This is a genomic window from Streptomyces sp. NPDC093801, assembly GCF_040701585.1.
Classification (GTDB): Bacteria; Actinomycetota; Actinomycetes; order Streptomycetales; family Streptomycetaceae; genus Streptomyces.
Map to the genome: position 1 here is coordinate 56,910 of NZ_JBFBDP010000023.1, position 16,053 is coordinate 72,962.

General features: G+C 71.8%; 17 protein-coding genes and 1 pseudogene. 13 read left to right on the forward strand and 5 right to left on the reverse strand.

Annotated features, from left to right (window positions below):
- Window positions 1-62 precede the first annotated feature (62 nt).
- From AB0469_RS25940 to AB0469_RS25980, 9 genes are read left to right on the forward strand one after another with little or no spacing between them, the layout of a single operon-like run.
- Window positions 63-1,106: a hypothetical protein gene (locus AB0469_RS25940; RefSeq protein ID WP_366453842.1), complete on the forward strand. Its 1,044-nt coding sequence runs from the start codon at window positions 63-65 to the stop codon at window positions 1,104-1,106.
- A complete protein-coding gene (locus AB0469_RS25945; RefSeq protein ID WP_366453843.1) occupies window positions 1,103-3,154 on the forward strand; it encodes a hypothetical protein in 2,052 nt (683 codons plus the stop codon). The genes AB0469_RS25940 and AB0469_RS25945 overlap by 4 nt, the downstream gene beginning before the upstream one ends.
- Entirely contained in the window at window positions 3,139-4,155 is a 1,017-nt protein-coding gene (locus AB0469_RS25950; protein WP_366453844.1) for an enolase C-terminal domain-like protein, read from the forward strand. The genes AB0469_RS25945 and AB0469_RS25950 overlap by 16 nt, the downstream gene beginning before the upstream one ends.
- The gene (locus AB0469_RS25955; protein ID WP_366453845.1) at window positions 4,149-4,592 is read left to right on the forward strand and encodes a hypothetical protein; all 444 of its coding nucleotides are present in this window, start codon (window positions 4,149-4,151) and stop codon (window positions 4,590-4,592) included. Before AB0469_RS25950 ends, AB0469_RS25955 begins: the two co-directional genes overlap by 7 nt.
- Entirely contained in the window at window positions 4,589-5,260 is a 672-nt protein-coding gene (locus tag AB0469_RS25960) for an HAD family hydrolase (protein ID WP_366453846.1), read from the forward strand. The genes AB0469_RS25955 and AB0469_RS25960 overlap by 4 nt, the downstream gene beginning before the upstream one ends.
- Window positions 5,257-6,045, forward strand: a complete 789-nt coding sequence (locus AB0469_RS25965) for a class I SAM-dependent methyltransferase (protein WP_366453847.1) — start codon at window positions 5,257-5,259, stop codon at window positions 6,043-6,045. Before AB0469_RS25960 ends, AB0469_RS25965 begins: the two co-directional genes overlap by 4 nt.
- Entirely contained in the window at window positions 6,042-6,830 is a 789-nt protein-coding gene (locus AB0469_RS25970) for a creatininase family protein (protein ID WP_366453848.1), read from the forward strand. Before AB0469_RS25965 ends, AB0469_RS25970 begins: the two co-directional genes overlap by 4 nt.
- Window positions 6,821-7,558, forward strand: coding sequence for a phytanoyl-CoA dioxygenase family protein (locus tag AB0469_RS25975; RefSeq protein WP_366453849.1), 738 nt, complete (start codon window positions 6,821-6,823; stop codon window positions 7,556-7,558). Before AB0469_RS25970 ends, AB0469_RS25975 begins: the two co-directional genes overlap by 10 nt.
- Before the next feature lie 17 nt (window positions 7,559-7,575).
- Complete coding sequence (locus tag AB0469_RS25980; protein WP_366453850.1) at window positions 7,576-8,223, forward strand: Sua5/YciO/YrdC/YwlC family protein; 648 nt, start codon at window positions 7,576-7,578, stop codon at window positions 8,221-8,223.
- Window positions 8,224-8,265: 42 nt separating this feature from the next.
- Here the strand turns inward: AB0469_RS25980 and AB0469_RS25985 are convergent, their stop codons facing one another.
- Window positions 8,266-9,258, reverse strand: a complete 993-nt coding sequence (locus tag AB0469_RS25985) for an aminoglycoside phosphotransferase family protein (protein ID WP_366453851.1) — start codon at window positions 9,256-9,258, stop codon at window positions 8,266-8,268.
- A 45-nt stretch (window positions 9,259-9,303) separates the two neighbouring features.
- A complete protein-coding gene (locus AB0469_RS25990; RefSeq protein ID WP_366453852.1) occupies window positions 9,304-9,660 on the reverse strand; it encodes a hypothetical protein in 357 nt (118 codons plus the stop codon).
- Window positions 9,661-9,949: 289 nt separating this feature from the next.
- Here AB0469_RS25990 and AB0469_RS25995 point away from each other — a divergent pair, with 289 nt between their 5' ends.
- Entirely contained in the window at window positions 9,950-11,134 is a 1,185-nt protein-coding gene (locus AB0469_RS25995; RefSeq protein WP_366453853.1) for a hypothetical protein, read from the forward strand.
- 56 nt (window positions 11,135-11,190) lie between these two features.
- On the forward strand, window positions 11,191-11,448 hold the full coding sequence (locus AB0469_RS26000) for a hypothetical protein (protein WP_366453854.1): 258 nt from the start codon (window positions 11,191-11,193) through the stop codon (window positions 11,446-11,448).
- A gap of 40 nt (window positions 11,449-11,488) precedes the next feature.
- Here AB0469_RS26000 and AB0469_RS26005 read toward each other — a convergent pair whose 3' ends face one another.
- From AB0469_RS26005 to AB0469_RS26015, 3 genes are all read right to left on the reverse strand, one after another.
- The gene (locus AB0469_RS26005) at window positions 11,489-12,517 is read right to left on the reverse strand and encodes a Ku protein (RefSeq protein ID WP_366453855.1); all 1,029 of its coding nucleotides are present in this window, start codon (window positions 12,515-12,517) and stop codon (window positions 11,489-11,491) included.
- A gap of 356 nt (window positions 12,518-12,873) precedes the next feature.
- Entirely contained in the window at window positions 12,874-13,425 is a 552-nt protein-coding gene (locus tag AB0469_RS26010; protein ID WP_366453856.1) for a hypothetical protein, read from the reverse strand.
- A 152-nt stretch (window positions 13,426-13,577) separates the two neighbouring features.
- The gene (locus AB0469_RS26015) at window positions 13,578-13,739 is read right to left on the reverse strand and encodes a hypothetical protein (protein ID WP_366453857.1); all 162 of its coding nucleotides are present in this window, start codon (window positions 13,737-13,739) and stop codon (window positions 13,578-13,580) included.
- A gap of 181 nt (window positions 13,740-13,920) precedes the next feature.
- On the opposite strand from AB0469_RS26015, the pseudogene lexA reads away from it, so the two are divergent.
- Window positions 13,921-14,367, forward strand: a pseudogene (gene lexA / locus AB0469_RS26020) (transcriptional repressor LexA); the annotation flags it as partial.
- 202 nt (window positions 14,368-14,569) lie between these two features.
- Window positions 14,570-15,979: a hypothetical protein gene (locus tag AB0469_RS26025; RefSeq protein ID WP_366453858.1), complete on the forward strand. Its 1,410-nt coding sequence runs from the start codon at window positions 14,570-14,572 to the stop codon at window positions 15,977-15,979.
- Window positions 15,980-16,053: the final 74 nt, after the last annotated feature.

A 16,053-nucleotide genomic window follows, 5' to 3' on the forward strand; every position in this document is an offset into this window, starting at 1 on the left:
GGAGGGCCCCTGTGCCTGCCACCACACCGCGTGAATCCCACACCGCCACCGACTTAGACGGCATGGCCGCCCTCGCCGCCCGCCACGGCGTACCCGTCGAGGACGCGCTCCTGATCGCGATCAACCTGCACGGCATCCGATCCCCGCAGAACCGCCATCGCGCCCGGGTCCTGATCCGCCTTGCGTCGGCACCCTCGGTGCCGTGGCAGGTGATCGTCCCGCTCAACGCGGCCGCCTCACCGTTCGTTCTCGACGAGGACACCCTTCTCCTGGCCGGAATCCCCGTCGCCACAGTGACGCGGATCGACGCCGACGAGGCAGTGGGCGGCTACTTCCGCAACGACGGCCGTGCCGCCACCCTCAACCCCAACGCCCGCAGCCGCTGCGTCGGCTGCGCGTTCTGCCCCAACACCCTGGAAGCCGCCGCCGACCCCCGCCTGTCCGAGCAGCGCGCGGTCCGCGAGCTCCTCGACGCCATGGCCCAGCAGCACCCGGCCGGCACCCTGACCGGACTGGAAGAGGTCACGGTCTCCACCGGCTGCTTCGAACGCGAACAGGCCGCCGTCGACCACCTCGGCGACCTCCGCGCGGTGATGACCGAGGCCGGCATCACCGCGCGGATCGGGTTCCTCACCTCGGTGCTTCGCACTCAGGCGGCCTTCGACACCCTGGCCCGCACCGCCGGTCCGTTCGTCCTGCGGATGACCGCCGAGTGCTTCACCCGCCGCGACCTGCTGCTGAAGGCCTCCAAGGCGGAGCTCACCCGGCAGCAGATGCCGCGCGTGCTGCGCCGGGCCGTACGCGCCGGACACGACACCTCGTTCACGTACATCGTCGGCCTCGACGACCTGGCCGCCATGGAGGACGGCGTCCGCGGCCTCGCCCCGCACATCACCGAGTTCCCGAACCTTCAGGTCTACCAGGCCCACAACCGGATCATGGCCGGGCTCCGCGCCCCCGGCGCCACCGACCTCGCCTTCTACCTTCAGGCCCGCACGGTCCTGGAGGACATCCTCGGCCCCACCGGGCTGCGCCCCAAGGCCTGGGAGTGCTACCGGCCCCTGTGGCACTTCACCTTCGGACCCGAACACCTGGTCGCCGCATGACCGGCCACGCTGATAGGGCGGATCTCCTCTGGCGGGCCCAGGCCTACGTCGCCGCCGCGCAGATCCACCTCCAGGACAACGTGCTGCTGCGCCGCCCGCTCGGCCCAGGGGACGTGAAGGCGCGCCCGGCCGGCCACTGGGGCACCGTGCCGGGGACGGCGTGGGCCCTGGCCCACGTCGCGCTGCTGTCCGGCACCAGCGACATCGACGGCACCGAGCTGGTGGCGCTGCTGGGCGCCGGCCACGCCGGAGTGACGCAGATCGCCGCGGGGTGGCTCACAGGCCACCTTGTCGCCGCCCGTCCGCAGTTCACCCGAGACGAGCAGGGGCTGGTGAACCTGTGCCGGTCCTTCCCCGAGGCGGCCGGCCTTGGCTCCGAGGTCACCCCGGCCCTGCCCGCCGGTGACTTCCTCGGCGGCCGGCTCGGCGGCTGCCTCCCCTTCGCCCAGGGCGCCGCCCTGGCCTCCGGCCCCGGCCGGGTGATCGTGCCGGTCCTCGGCGACGGCGAGTGCGAGACCCCGACCACAGCCGCGGCCTGGCTCGCCGCCCACGCCCTGCCCGGCACCCCGGTGCTGCCGATCGTCCACCTCAACGGCTTCCGCATGGGCGCCCCGAGCCTCCTCGCCGGCCTGGACGAGCAAGCCCTGACCGCGTACGCGGCCGGGCTCGGCTGGCACGCCCGCACCGTCACCGTCCCGGACGACGGGCACGAGGCCTTCCACGCCGAGCTCGCCCAGGGCGTCGCCGACACCCTGGCCGGGCGGCGCACGGTCCTGCTCATGCGGTGCGTCAAGGGCTGGAGCGGCCCCGCCGCCGTGAACGGGCAGCAGGTCCTCGGAACCGCCCGCGCGCACAAGACCCCGCTCACCCGGGCCGCCTCCGACTCCGCCCAGACGTACGCGCTGGAAGCGTGGTTGTCCTCGTACCGGCCCGAGGAGCTGTTCACCGACGGCGGCCACCCCGGCCCCGGCCTTGCCGCAGCCCTGGCCGCAACAGCATGGCCACGCCTGACGGGGCCGCGACGGGCCACGCTGCCGCGCGCCACCGTTCAGCAGCAGCCCGTCTCGTTCGCGGACGCCGTTGCCACCGTGGTCCGCGCCCACGCCCGCGCCGGGGACTTCCGCGTCTTCAGCCCGGACGAGCTCGCCTCCAACCGCCTCTCCGAACTGGCCGGACAGGCATGGACCACCGAGGTCCTCGCCGAGGAGGTCCTGGGCGAGCAGCTCGCCGGATTCAACGCGGCCGGCGGCCGCGGGGTCCTCATCTCCTACGAGGCGTTCGCCCCACTCCTGGCGACCGGACTCATCTCACTGCTCAAGCAGCAGCGCATGCCCGGCGCCGCCCCGCGGCCGAGCTTCAACCTGCTCCTGACCTCCTACGGCTGGCACAACACCTACACCCACGGCGACCCCTCGCTGACGACTACGCTCCTCGCGCTGGAGGACCCGGCCCTACGGGTGCTGACGCCGGCCGACCCGGCCCGGCTGACGGCCGTCCTGGACGACGCCTTCACCAGCACGGGCCAGCTCAACGTGATCGTCGCGGGCAAGCACCCGCTGCCGCCCGTACCCGCCGACACGCTCCGCCAGGAGCTGGACCGCGGGATCGCCGTCTGGCCGCACCTGTCAGACGTCCAGCCGCCGGCCTTGACCGTGCTGGTGTGCGGGGACCTTCCCGCCGCTGTCACCGCCGAGGCACTGCCCCAGATCCGGGCGGAGCTCGGCGTGGCGGTGCGGGTGGTGTCCGTCCTCGACCTGACCGTGCTCGGCGACCCCACCGTGTGGCCCTCCGGCCTCCGCGCCGCCGAGCTGGACGCCCTGCTCGGCGAGGACGCAGCCCTGCTGATCGTCACCCTCGCCCACCCGGCCGCGATCTGGTCCCTCCTGAAGGCACGGCACGCCCGGCCGGTCGAGGTGATCGGCTGGCGCGAGACCGAAGGGCCACGCACCCAGCAGGACCTCGCGGCCGCAGCCGGCATGACCGCCGAGGGCCTGATCGGGGCCGCCGGACGCCTGCTGAAGGCGAGGACGCGATGCGACACCTGGTGATCGACTCCTTCGACTTCACCGATCTCGCCGACCACGCCGGCCCGGGCGACGACACCGTCTTCGTCGCGGTCCGCTCCGGCCGGGCCGCCGGCTGGTACGGGCCCCTCACCGAACCCGTCGCCCGCACCGTCCTCGCCCTGGCCGCCGTCCTCGTCGGCGCCGACGCGACCGACCACGAAGGCATCCAGGACCGCCTGGCCCAGGCGGCACCCCGCTCCCGGGCCGGGTCGTGGGCGGTTGGGGCGCTGGACTGCGCGGCCTGGGATCTGCATGCCCAGGCCGAAGGCTGCCCGGCCGCTGAGCTGCTGACCGGCGAGCCACTGCGGCGCCGGATCACGGCGTACTCATCCTGGCTGACCCGCGACCTTGCCCACCCCGCCACTGCGGACCTGATTCCCGAGGTCAGTGCGCAGGGCTGGGCCTTCACGAAGTGGGGCTTGCGCAACCGCCCGGGCGCGAAGGGGGGAGCGCTTGTCGACCTCCTGCACGCCGCCGCGACCGCCGAGCCGGTCGCGGTCGACGCCGTCGGCACCTGGCCGCAGGCCCTCGCGGCCGAGTTCGCCGCTGCCGCCGACCCGGCGGCGCTGGTGTGGCTGGAGGACCCGGCCCCCACCCATGCCCCTCGCGCCTACGAGCAGCTGCGCACCCTGCCGCTCGCGGTGGGGGAGCGCCTCATCCTGGCCGACGACGCGCCCGCCGTCCTCGCCTGGATCCGGCCGGCCGCGCTCACCCTCGACGTCGTCGGCTGCGGCGGACTCACCGCCGCCCGCCGGATCCTCGCCCGCACCACCACCCCCGTCTTCCCCCACGGCCGCTCCCTGATGCCCGGCCTGCACCTAGCCGCCGCCCGCCCCGACCGTGTCCTGGCCGTCGAGTACCGGCAGCAGTGGGAACCCGGCCGCCAACACCTCTACGCCCACCCCGTCGAACCCGACCGCGGACACCTCACCCTGCCCACCGCCCCAGGCCTGGGCGCCGCCCCGAGGAGCGCACCATGCTGAACCCGCCCCGCGCCCTGCCCGTACGCGGCCGCACCGTCCCCGCCGCCACCGGCCCCCTGCTCCTCCTGGAGGACCGCCTCGAAGGGCACGACACCTTCCTGAGCGGCACCCTCACCCTGGACGGCCACGACATCCCGGTGCGGATCACCACCCTCGACGACAGCACCACCCTCCAGCCCACCCAGCCCCTCCCGGGCAACCTGCCCGAGCAGTGGTCGGCCACGCTCCACCTGCGCCACGGCCAGCGGCCCCGCGAGATCCCCGACGACCTGCGCACCGCCGCCGCCACGGCCGGCCGCGACCTCGACGCGCTGGACGACGCCGAACTGCGCTACGCCCTGACCTTCCTCGGCGAAGCCACCACGCCCACCATCCGCACCGACCGCCTGACCGCGATCGTCACCGGCCTGCCCACCCTCGAAGGAGACCCCGCGTGACCCAACCCGTGAAGCTCATCAGCGTGGACGTCGGCGGCACCATCGGCGAAGCCGACGGCCCCGGCCTCACCATGCAGCTCACCGCCGCCTCCCCCCTCCCCGCCGACCAGGCCCGCGCCGTCATGCGCGGCCGCCTGCACACCCAGCCCGCCATCACCGACGCCCTCGCCGCCGAACTCGCCGACGCCCTCGGCATCCAACCGGCCGACTTCCCCCGCGACATGCCCGCCGCACCGCTCACCCTCTACCCGTACGCGCTCGACGCGCTCCAGCAGCTGGCCGGCATCGCGCCGGTGGTCACCCTGTCCAACGTGACCTGCGTGGACGCCGACACCGAAGGCCTGCGTCAACGCCTCGCGCCCTGGGTCACCGACCTGTTCCCGTCCTGCACCCTCGGCTACGCCAAGCCGGACCCCCGCGCCTTCCTGACCGTCGCCGAACGGCACGGCGTGGCACCGGCCAGCATGATTCACATCGGCGACGACTGGACCTGTGACGTCCTGGGCGCCCTCGACGCCGGCGCGATCCCGGTATGGATCTCCAAAGACCGGCCCATTCCCGACACACCGCCCACCTTCGGGCGGCAGCATGTCCACGTGGCCGCCACCCTCGCCGACGCGGCCGCCCTCATCCGCACCCTCAACACCCCCGAAGGGACCACGTCATGAGCCTGTTCACCGGGACCTCCAGCTACTACCGCCAGTACCGCCCCGGCATCCCCGACGACCTCGCGAACCGCCTCGCCGCCTACGCGCCCGACCGCCGGCCGCGCCGTCACCTGGACGTGGGCACCGGCACTGGGCTGGTCGCCGAAGCCCTCATGCCGTACTTCACCGACATCATCGCCTGCGACAACGACCCCGACATGATCGCCACCGCCGAGGAAGCGCTCCGTCCCAAGGTCCCGCAGGGCACCGCCCTGACGCTGGTCACCTCCTCCGCCGAGGACTTCCGCCCGCCGGCCGGGTGGAAGGCCGACCTGGTCACCATCTGCCGCGCCTTCCACTGGCTCGACCAGGCCCGAGTGCTCGCCCTGCTGGACTCTCAGGTCGCCGAGGGAGGCGCGGTGGCCGTGTTCGCCGACCGCAGCTTCTGGGCCGCCGAGAGTGACTGGAAGGCCGCGGTCAAGCAGGTCATCAAGGACTTCCTCGGCGAGGAGCGCCGCGCGGGCGGCGGCACCTTCCAGCACCACAACCGCCCCTACAGCGAGATCATGGAGGAGTCCCCCTTCAACCAGGTCGAGGAGTTCACCGTCCCGGTCACCAGGACCTGGAACACCGCCGGCATCCTCGGCTACCTGTACTCCACCAGCTTCGCCGCCCCCGCCCTGTTCGGCGCCCGGCTGGAGGAGTTCGAGACCGCCGTGCAGAAGACGCTCCGCGGCTTCTCCGAGGACGACACCTTCCACGAGAGCAACGAGTTCCTCGTCCGCGTCGGACGGCGCAGCGCATGACCGGCCCCGGCGGCGGTCACCGCGAGCTCGACCGCCTGACCGCCGCCGACCTACCCACGCGCGTGCAGGCCGGCTCGGTGCTGTGCCTGCCCGTGGGCTCCACCGAGCAGCACGGCACCCACTTACCGCTGGCCACCGACACCCTGATCGCCGAGGAGTTCACTCGGCAGCTGGTCGCCGCGCACGGCGAGGCCTTCGACCTGTGGCAGCTCCCGGCCGTCCCGTACGGCATCGCACCCGAGCACGCCTGGGCCCCCGGCACCCTGTCGCTGACCATCACCGAGTTCACCTCCCTCCTGCACACCCTCACCGCCCAGTACGTGCGCGCAGCGGGCGCCCGCCACCTGGTCCTAGTCAACGGGCACGGCGGCAACCGCGGCGTCCTCACGGCCCTCGTCTACGAACTGGGCCACGCCCACGACATCAGCGTGTGCGTCCTGCACCCCCTGGCCCTGGCCCACCTCCCCGCCGGTGACCGGCCCGAGATCCACGCCGGCCTCCACGAGACCGCGCTCATGCTCCACCTCGCGCCCAACGCGGTGCACCTCGACCAGCTCGCCGACCACCCGCCGCAGGGCGCCGACGAGATCCGCCGACAGGTCACCGACCGGGGCGTGACCTGGCCCTGGACCTCCGGGGACCCGCGCATCGCCGCCGCCGGGGTCATCGGCAACGACCCACGCACGGCCACCCCCGCCCTCGGCGCCCGCCTCCTGGAGGAGGCCGTGGCCGCCGCTGTCCCCGCTCTGGAAGCCCTCACCGGAAGGAAGAGCCGATGCTCGTGACCGACGACGAGCGCGCCCGGTTCCGGCGCGACGGCATGTTCGTCCGCCCCGGCCTGGCCACCACCCACACCGGCCCGGCCCGCGACCTCATCACCACCTGGTACGCCAAGGACTACGACCCTGACCGGCTGACCGAGTACACCCAGCGCACCTTCGCCCCCGAACACGGGCAACACCCGGCCCTCCTCGACCTCTACACGGTCACCGGCGCCGCCGACATCGCCCGCGGCCTCCTGACCGACCCGGCCCCTGTCACCACCACCCAGGTCCAGATCCGCATCCCCGCCCACCAGCCGGCCGCCGCCCAGCCGGAGAAGACGATGCACGTGGACGGCGTCGGCTGCCCCCACCTCGACCCCGCCGAACTGCGCACCTTCTCCCTCCTCGTCGGCGTCGTCCTCTCCCCGATCACCCGCCCCGACGCCGGCGCCCTCCACTACGTCCCCGGCGGGCACCTGACGATGTCCCGCTGGTTCGCCACCGAATGGGCCCGCGGCATCACCGACCAAGTCCCCCCGGACATCGACACCACCGACGGCGTACCGCTCCTCGCCGACATCGGCGACGTCCTCTTCATGCACCACCTGGTCCCGCACGCCGTCGGCACCAACCACACCACCACGCCCCGGCTGATGGCCTACTTCCGCGTCTCCCACACCCAGCACGCCACACGGCGCCTCGACGCACTGCGCGACCCCTGGCTCGACTACCCGGCCCTGACCACCTGACCAGGAAGGACACCACCATGCAGGTCATCCCGACCACCGACATCGACACCGCCGCAGCCGCCATCGAAGCCGGACGCCTCGTCGTCGTCCCCACCGCCCGCTGGTACATGATCTGCGCCGACGCCGCCAACCCCGACGCCTACAAGGCCATACTCGAAGGCAAGCAGCGCCCCAAGAACAAGCCCCTCGCCCTCGTCGTCCCCGACCAGGACCGGGCCCGCGACCTGCTGCACTTCACCCCCGACGCCGAGCGCCTGGCCGCCGCGTTCTGGCCCGGAGACCTCGCTCTGTTCCTGTCCTGGCGCGACCCGGCCGACGCCGCCCGCTACACCGTCGTCGGCTCACCCGCCCTGACCACCCACGCCCCCGGCCCCCTGGGCGCCCTCGCCCGAGCGGTCCCCGGACTGCTCGCGGCCACCACCGTCAACGTCTCCGGCGACGCCGGGCCCGACGACCGCGGCCCGGCCATCAGCCTCACCGAGGTCGAAGAGTTCCTCACCGGCGCCGACCTCGACGCCGTCGTCATGGACGGCGGCGTCTGCCCGGCGGCCAACCACCTCACCATCGTCGACTGCGCCGACGACCAGACCCACCTCGTCCGCGCCGGCCTCGTCCACCCGCGGGCCGTCGCCTCCGCCCTCGGCCGGGCCCTACCAACTTCGTGACCGCACCACCCGACGGGCGCCTCCCAGGCAGGGAGGCGCCCGTCACCGACAGGACGTGAGCGCCGACAACTCCGCGGCCACCAGCGGATAGGAATCCCGGACGCCAGCTTCGTTGCCGAGCCGGTGCCGCTCCAGACGCAGCGCCCCGAGGTGGCGCACCTCGTACACGTGCCGCCGCCACGCGCCGGCCTCGGTCTCGGCCGTGCGGCGGTAGGAGTCGAAGAACGCCAGGCGGGCATCCTGCTTGGCCCGGGCCATCCGCATCGTCCAGTCCGCCTCCGGATCCCCCCACCAGGTGCGGTCCATGTCCAGGACACCGCAGATCGTGGGGACCGGGGCGGCCGCGAGCATGGTGTTCACCGTCCACAGGTCCCCGGTCAGCAGCCGCGGCACCGCGACCTCGTCCAAGACCTCCGCGCCGGCCAGCGCGGCGTCGGCGGCCTTGCGGAGGTCGGCCGCGTCCAGACCGCAGCTCTCCACGTCCTCGGCGATCAGGTGCAGGGACGTGACGATGGCCTCGCTCCAACGCGTGTGCCCGGGACCGGTGACCGGACCGAACCAGGGCCCGGAGACCGCGTGGACGGCCGCCGTGATCTCCCCCATCTGCCGGAAGAACGCCCCGTGCGTCTCCTTCGGGTAGGACCCGAGGAGTTCCGGCGCCGGGGTGCCGGGCAGGAAGGACTGGATCATCCAGTCCCGGCCGATGACGGTCCGGGTGAAGTCGACTGCCAGGACCCGCGGCATCAGATCGGCGATCGGGGCGAGCCACGGCACCGACGCGTACTCCGCGCGCATCAGCTCCCGCTCGGAGCGGAACTGGCGGCCCGCTACGGGGGCCACCCGCAGGACGACCGGCTCCTCAAGGTCGGCGAGGTCGATGCGGTAGGTCGTGTTGTACATGCCGCCGCCCAACTCCCTCGCGGAACGGACCTTGGCGCCCGGGCCGAAGGCGCGACGGACGACCGCCAGGATCTGGCGCTCGGTCAGACCCTGCTGAAAGGCGTTGGCGGACTGCTTGATGACGTGGAATTGCATGGGACTCCCTTCCGGACTGTGGGGACTCGTCTCAATGAACTCCAGTCACAGGGTGCCGGGCTCCGGGTACGCCGATACGCGCTCCGCCACGTAGGTGCCGTCCGGCAGCACCGCGTCGGTCAACTCGAACTGCTCCGTCTTCCCTGCGGGGCCGGTCCAGGTGACCCGGATGCCGGCGGGGCGGCTGCTGGGCAGGTGCACCGGCTGACCGTCGGCGGCCCGGGCTCCGAGCAGGGTGTAGGTGCGAACCGCTACGGCCTCGCCGGCCGCGATGGCCGGGGCCGTGCCGGGGCCGGCCTGGTTCCGGCGCTGGCGGAGCCAGCCCCAGGCTGCGGTCCCCGCCAGCAGCGTGAGGCCGCCCAGGGTCTCCGCGGTCCAGCCGGTGAGCACGTCGGTGAGCATGGTGGTGTCCTTGTCTCTGTGTGATGACGGGCGGAGCATGAAGAGCCGCGCATTGACGTCGCGTCCTGGGCGGCACAGTGCGGGTGCGGGGGGTTAGCAACGCAACCCCCCTCAGCTCCACGCCATTTGAGCGGACGAGCTCCGAGGTGACCCGGCGGAGGTAGGGGGGCTCTAACGGGGCGCCACCGCTACGTCATGGGGTAGCTCTTTGGCTTCAATTCCGCGGGGAGTCACCGGATGAGGTGAAAGCTCGGTCATAGCCCGGAGAGGCGTCGGTACCTTCCCTGGCATGTCCACTGACACCCCGAGCGCGGCCGATCAGCTGCTGATCGACCACGCGCACCAGCACGGGTTCACCGTGACCGCGAAGATGCTGGAGGTCTGGAGGAGCCGCCGCTTGCTGCCCGGCAATGTCCCCGGCGGAGGCCTGGGCCGCGGCAAGGGCAGCACCTCCACCCCGGCGCCCGATAGCTTCGACCTCGTCCTCGGCCTCGCCCGTCACGCCGGCCGCGGCAAGCGCCCGAACGACGTGGCACTGCTCCTGTTCGGCGAAGAGTTCCCCGTACCCGAGCAGACGGTACGGTCCGCCTTCACCGCCGCGGTGGACACCCTCACCGTCCACGGCGACGGCGACCCGGACACCGACCCGGACCAACGGCTCGACGACCTCGCCGACCACATCGCAGACACCGGCCTGACCGTGACCCTGGTCCCCGCCCGGGCCCGGCGGATCGACGAAGGCATCGCCCGCCTCGCCCGCGCCGCCGGACACACCTGGCCCCCGCCCGAGCTCGCTGCCTTCGACGAGAACCCCGGCCCGTCGACCGCCACGCCCAAGGATGCCGCGCTGACCTCTGCTGCCGCAGTGATCACGGGGACGATGTCCATGGAGGACATCGGCGACATGCTCCGCGCAATGAACCCCACCGCCACGGCCAACCCGATCGCCTCCCTGGTCGAGACCACCCGTAACGACGCTCCCGAGGCTGCCGACGCGGTCCTCACCGAGGACAACCATCTGGCTCTCGGCCCGGTGCGCGATGCCCGCGACCATCTGCGCGACCTGGCCACCACGGCCTCACTGGAGGACCTCGCACGGGCCTGGAAGGCCACGGAGCGCGTACGTCAGTGGGCCCTGGACCTGAGCACACGGGTCGAGGAGGAACTTGCCGCCGGGCACGCGGGCGAGGCCGCCCGCGAGTGGCTGATGAGTCGCTTCACGGCCGCCCCGGCCCTGCTCAGCACGCTGAAGGACCGCGACTGGCCACCAACCCAGCACGCCCTCGACACCTTGATGCTGCTCTACCAGCTCGGGGAGTTCCGGCGGCTCGACCAGCGCATTCCCGGCGGCCAGTGGCACCTCCTCGCCACCGAGGGCATGATGCCGCCACCCGTCCGCGAGCTCATCCAGGACCTCATCAGCCAGAAGGCGGCCGCTGCCCGGTCGGGGGTCGATGTCAGACCGGCCTCGTAGCGTCGAAGGCGAGGCCCCGGACCGGACGGGGCCCCGGAGGACCGAAGGAGCGGGCCATGGGCGAGATCAGCATCGAGCGACAGCACCTTGACCACCTGCTGGCCGACAGCGCGAGCACGTACGGAGCCCCCTACCAGCGGGCCTTCGCCGAACTCGCCACAGCGCACCGAGGCCGGCCCGTCGCCGAGATCCTCCCGCTGCTGCGCCGGGCCGCCGACCAGGCGCTGCTCGGCTTCACGGACGCGGACCTCCGGGAACAGGCGCAGGCGATCAGCACGGGCGAGCCGTACGTCCTGCGCGTCACAGTGGCCTGACCACGACCGTGCCCGTGCAGGAGCTCTCACCACGCGGCGGTCAGGCCTTGCGCCGGGCGCGGCCGGTGTGGGCGAGAGCGTCGGCGAGCTGGTCGTGGTTCATGGACGAGCGGCCCGGGATGCCGGCCGCAGCCGCCTTCTCGTACAGCTCCGCCTTCGTCAGCGCCGCCAGCTCCCGGCCCTTGGCCGCCGACCCGGAGCGCGCCCGCTTCTTCGCGGCCGGCGCCTTCTTTCCGCCGACCGCCCGGGCGCCGGGGGAGGCGGCCTTCTCGCCGGTGTCCTTGGGACTCCGGGCCCGCTCGACGCTGGCGCGCAGGGCCTCCATGAGGTCGACGGCACCGGTCGGCTCCGCCGCCGGTTCGGCCTTCTCCACCGTCTCTCCGGCCGCCTTCGCCTTCACCAGGGCCTCGACCTTCTCGCGGAAGGAGTCGTGGAAGGCCTCCGGATCCCACTCCATGGCCAGGGCGTCGATCAGCTGCATGGCCATCTTCACCTCCGCCGCCGTCGCCTCGACCTTCCTCGGCAGGTCGGGCACCTCGGCGTGCGGATCGCGCAGCTCATCGGCCCAGTGCAGCGTGTGGAGCGTGAGCAGCCCCTCTGCCTCCTCCGCCTTCAAGGCGACCAGGTACTCGCGCCCGCGCATCACGAAGGTGGCGATGCCGGCCTTGTTCGACTCGGCCAAGGCGCGCTCCAGGAGGGCGTAGGGCTTCCCGTACTGGGCTCCCCGGGGCCCGAGGAAGTACGTCTTGTCGAAGAAGACCGGATCGACGGTGTCCAGGTCGACGAAGCCCGCTACGTCGATGGAACGGGACCGGCCGGGAGCGATCTCGTCGAGCTCCTGCGGCTCGACGATCACGTACTCGCCGCCGGTGTCGTAGCCCTTCACGATGTCCGCGAGGTCCACCTCGTCGCTGGTGCGCTCGTTCACACGCCGGTTCCGGATCCGGTCCGCCGTCCCGCGCTGCAGCTGGTGGAAGCGGATCGTGTGGCTGTCCGTCGCCGTGTAGAGACCCACGGGCAGGCTGACGAGCCCGAACCCCAGGACCCCCGTCCACACCGGTCTGGCCATCGCCCGCACCACCCTTCACCGCGGGTCCACCTGGGCGTCTTCCCACCCTGCGCCCCGTCACCCCCACCGGCAACGCCAGCACGGCCCGCCGAGCCGTCGGCCACACGTCCGACGCGGCAGGAAGCCCCGACGGGCGTTGTCAGGGCCCTTCCACCTCGCCGCGCTCCCGTGTCCAGGAGCGCACGGTGCGCTCGCCCTCGGGCCCGTCCGCGACCAGCACTGGTGGAGAGGCGGTATTCCGAACCTGCGCTATTCCTGCCGCTGGGCCTGGTCCCTTCGGGGCTGGGGCACACTGCGTCGGGCCATGGACTGTCCGGCGGCATGGCCCTCGCCGCTGCGCGTCCGGTGACTTTGCCCTAGTCCTCCTCGGAGGGGAGCGAATCCCATTCCGTCCATGCGCCATCGCGCGGCACCATGAACAGCGGACGCGATCGCAGGACTACCCCGACCGGTTGCGCACGCATGACAATCCCGGGATCATCCGGCCCTGCGTGGCCTTCGCACGTGTAGCGAAACTGCACGTCATGCTCCTCGGCATACGCGATCATGTCGCTTTCCAGCTCTTCCATCTCCCTCCCGACCAGCAGGAGGCCGTGGTACGCGACCTGGGGACCCTGCACAGCGTCGCAAGCGACGGCGAACAGACCCGCGTCCTGACTCACGTAGGCCGTGACGGCCGGTGCGGAAGGATCGCCCCCGTGGCGGTGGACTTCGACCTTCCATGTCTGTGAGAAGACCGCGTACTGCCGGCGGCAGTCGCTGACCTTCGCCGGTCCGAGTACCTCAGCCGCCTCGACCACTTCGCTGACGGTCATCCCGAACCGGAGCGGTCCCACTCCGACTGCGGCCGCATACGACCACTCGCCCCGTTCGACGACTCCGAAATCGCCTTCGGTCTTCAATGCCATATCCGCCCCCGAGAACGTCCTGCTATCCATCACCGACGACCTGCTCGAAGGACCGCCTGTCCACGCGATAGCATCACATCCCGCACTGACAGCCGTCGTGTCCATGGCTGGACCTTCAACGGCGCCTCAGGCCGGGACAAGACACCTTTCTGTCAGCAGAAACTCGCCAGTTCCTCGATGCGCACGTCGGCTCGGCTGCCGTAGCGGCCGATGAACCCCCGGAACTTCCTCTCTGCGGTCGCCTCGCTGTCCCAAGTGCCGGTGACGGCGGGGGAGGACGGCGGCCCGAAGCGCAGCCTGACGTGGAACGGCACATGCGGATCATGAGCGGTGCGCTTCCCCGCTGCAAGCCGCGAGACCGAGGACGGCCGCCGCCCGACTCCCTCACCACCCGCGGCGACACCGGCACGCCCTGTTATCGAAAAGATGTTCCGTCCCGGGCGGTATGCGGGTTACTGTCCCTGCACGCAAGATCCCTTCAGGGGGGAGCACCACATGCACGTCATCGAATCCGAAGCCCGCCCTGGGCGTCCGCCCGGTGTCACCCGTCCGGGCCCGGACGGACTCACCGCCCGCCAGGCGGCCATCGTGACCTTTATCGAGCAGACCGTCGCCCGCAAGGGCTACCCGCCCTCGATGCGGGAGATCGGCGAAGGCGTCCGCCTGCGCAGCACGTCCTCCGTCGCACACCAGCTGATGGCCCTGGAGCGCAAAGGCTTCCTCTACCGGGACCCGCACCGTCCCCGTGCCTACCGCGTCCGCAGTGACCAGCACGCCGACATCCCAGACGCCCCGGCCGGCACGCCGCCGGAGGCCGTCCAGGTCCCGCTCGTCGGCCGCATCGCGGCCTGGACGCCGATCCTCGCCGAGGAGTTCGTCGAAGACGTCCTGCCGATGCCGCGGCACCTGGTCGGCGAAGGCCAGCTGTTCGCGTTGAAACTGGAGCGCCGACGGGTTCGTTCCGCTAGCCCGTGCGGGATTCGTGGCTGTTCATGCAGGTCGGAGCCGCGGGCAGACGCTTCACTCGATCGTGTGGGGATCTGACGATTACTCGCAGATTCCAGGATTTCTCTCTGTAATTTGCTTCCTTGTGACGAATTCCGGGACTCGTCGCTTCTCCCTTGTCACGGGCGGCGACGTAGCTGTGGTAGACACTGCCCAGATCGCGATGGAGAACGGCGACCAGCTGTGGTTCGCCCGCCCCCACGCCGCCGGACTGGCCGTCGGACGCCTGCTGCCCGGCACAGCGGCGCTCCAAGGCCGCTTCGCTCTCAAACGCCGCCGCGCCCGGGCCCGGGCCGCATCCGCACCGCAACCGTCCGAGCACCTCCTTGACCCTGCTCAGCTGGAACTCTTTCCGGCTCCACCACGGGACTGGTCCCGTCTGGACACCACCAGGCCGCCCGCCCCCACCTCAGCGGCAGTCGCTCTCGTCGCGGACTTCACCTCGTACATGCGTGGCCGCGGATGGAGCACCCACTCCTTCAACGGCAGCACCCGAACCCTGCGCATCGTGACCGGCCACCTCGGCGCCGATGTTCCCATCCAGGAGAGCGATATTCGAGCCCTGGCCTCCACATACCCAAACCTGCACGGCGCCCGAGTCATCAACTATCTCCGCCTGCGCGGCCTGCTCGACGCCCGCCCGCCCAGCGATCTGTGCACCGCGCGCGCCCGGCACCACGCTACCGCCGTCACACACCCGGCCTTCTCCACCGCCGTACACACGTTCATCGACGTGCTCCTCGGCCAGGGCAGCACCTCCAGCCGAGCCCGCAGCCCCAAGACGGTCGAGAACTACGTGGTCGCCATCCTGGACACGCTCGAGGCCTGGATCGCCGACGGCCTCACCGACCCCCGCGAGGTCACCAAGAAGCACATTGAGGACGCCCTGGACCCGCTCCGCGGCGACAAGGCCCGCCGCCTGCACACCGCGCTGCGCTCCTTCTTCAGAGCCCTCAAGCGCGAACGACTCGTCTTCCGCGATCCTGCCCGAGCCATCTCCCTCAGCAGCACCCGATCCGTGCCGACCGCGCTGCCCTCGGACCGCATCGCCGGCCTCCTCGACCACCTCGACGACCCACGCGACCGTCTCATGGTTGCCCTCGTTGCCATCTACGCCCTCCTCCCCGGACAACTTGTCCACCTCCGGCGAAGCGATCTCGACCGCAGCAGGGGCCGACTGCGCCTGCGCCGGGCGGGACGACTGGATCACGTCATCTATCTCGACGCCTTCACCCTGCGGCTTGTCACCGCGTGGGAACTCCAGCGCCACCGGCGGTGGCCCGACAGCTCCAACCCCCACTTCTTCGTCACCCGCAACACCGCCGTCGACGAATCCGGCCCGTCCATCAGCGCGGGCGTGATCCAGCACCTCTTCCAGTGCGTCGGCCTGCCCGCTGGCCGTCTCCGCGTGGACCGAATCGTCGATGAGGCGCGTCACAGCGCCGACCCGGTCCGGCTGATGGAGCTCTTCGGTCTGTCCAACCTCTCCGCAACCCGCTACGTCTTGTCGGCACACCCAGATAAGAAGCACGACCCCATCACCCCGTGATGTCAGCCCACAGCTGGTCACGGGTAGCGCTGACCAGGGGCTCACGAAGCGCTTGAAGATCACTTCCCGGCTGG

Excerpts from the sequence above, each read along its gene's own strand:
- AB0469_RS26000 (WP_366453854.1), top strand. The coding sequence starts at position 11,191 with ATGGGCGAGATCAGCATCGAGCGACAGCACCTTGACCACCTGCTGGCC.
- AB0469_RS25990 (WP_366453852.1), bottom strand. The coding sequence starts at position 9,660 with ATGCTCACCGACGTGCTCACCGGCTGGACCGCGGAGACCCTGGGCGGC.
- AB0469_RS26005 (WP_366453855.1), bottom strand. The coding sequence starts at position 12,517 with ATGGCCAGACCGGTGTGGACGGGGGTCCTGGGGTTCGGGCTCGTCAGC.
- AB0469_RS26010 (WP_366453856.1), bottom strand. The coding sequence starts at position 13,425 with ATGGCATTGAAGACCGAAGGCGATTTCGGAGTCGTCGAACGGGGCGAG.
- AB0469_RS25965 (WP_366453847.1), top strand. The coding sequence starts at position 5,257 with ATGAGCCTGTTCACCGGGACCTCCAGCTACTACCGCCAGTACCGCCCC.
- AB0469_RS25940 (WP_366453842.1), top strand. The coding sequence starts at position 63 with ATGGCCGCCCTCGCCGCCCGCCACGGCGTACCCGTCGAGGACGCGCTC.
- AB0469_RS25980 (WP_366453850.1), top strand. The coding sequence starts at position 7,576 with ATGCAGGTCATCCCGACCACCGACATCGACACCGCCGCAGCCGCCATC.
- AB0469_RS25955 (WP_366453845.1), top strand. The coding sequence starts at position 4,149 with ATGCTGAACCCGCCCCGCGCCCTGCCCGTACGCGGCCGCACCGTCCCC.
- AB0469_RS25945 (WP_366453843.1), top strand. The coding sequence starts at position 1,103 with ATGACCGGCCACGCTGATAGGGCGGATCTCCTCTGGCGGGCCCAGGCC.
- AB0469_RS25950 (WP_366453844.1), top strand. The coding sequence starts at position 3,139 with ATGCGACACCTGGTGATCGACTCCTTCGACTTCACCGATCTCGCCGAC.
- AB0469_RS25970 (WP_366453848.1), top strand. The coding sequence starts at position 6,042 with ATGACCGGCCCCGGCGGCGGTCACCGCGAGCTCGACCGCCTGACCGCC.
- AB0469_RS25985 (WP_366453851.1), bottom strand. The coding sequence starts at position 9,258 with ATGCAATTCCACGTCATCAAGCAGTCCGCCAACGCCTTTCAGCAGGGT.
- AB0469_RS25975 (WP_366453849.1), top strand. The coding sequence starts at position 6,821 with ATGCTCGTGACCGACGACGAGCGCGCCCGGTTCCGGCGCGACGGCATG.
- AB0469_RS25995 (WP_366453853.1), top strand. The coding sequence starts at position 9,950 with ATGTCCACTGACACCCCGAGCGCGGCCGATCAGCTGCTGATCGACCAC.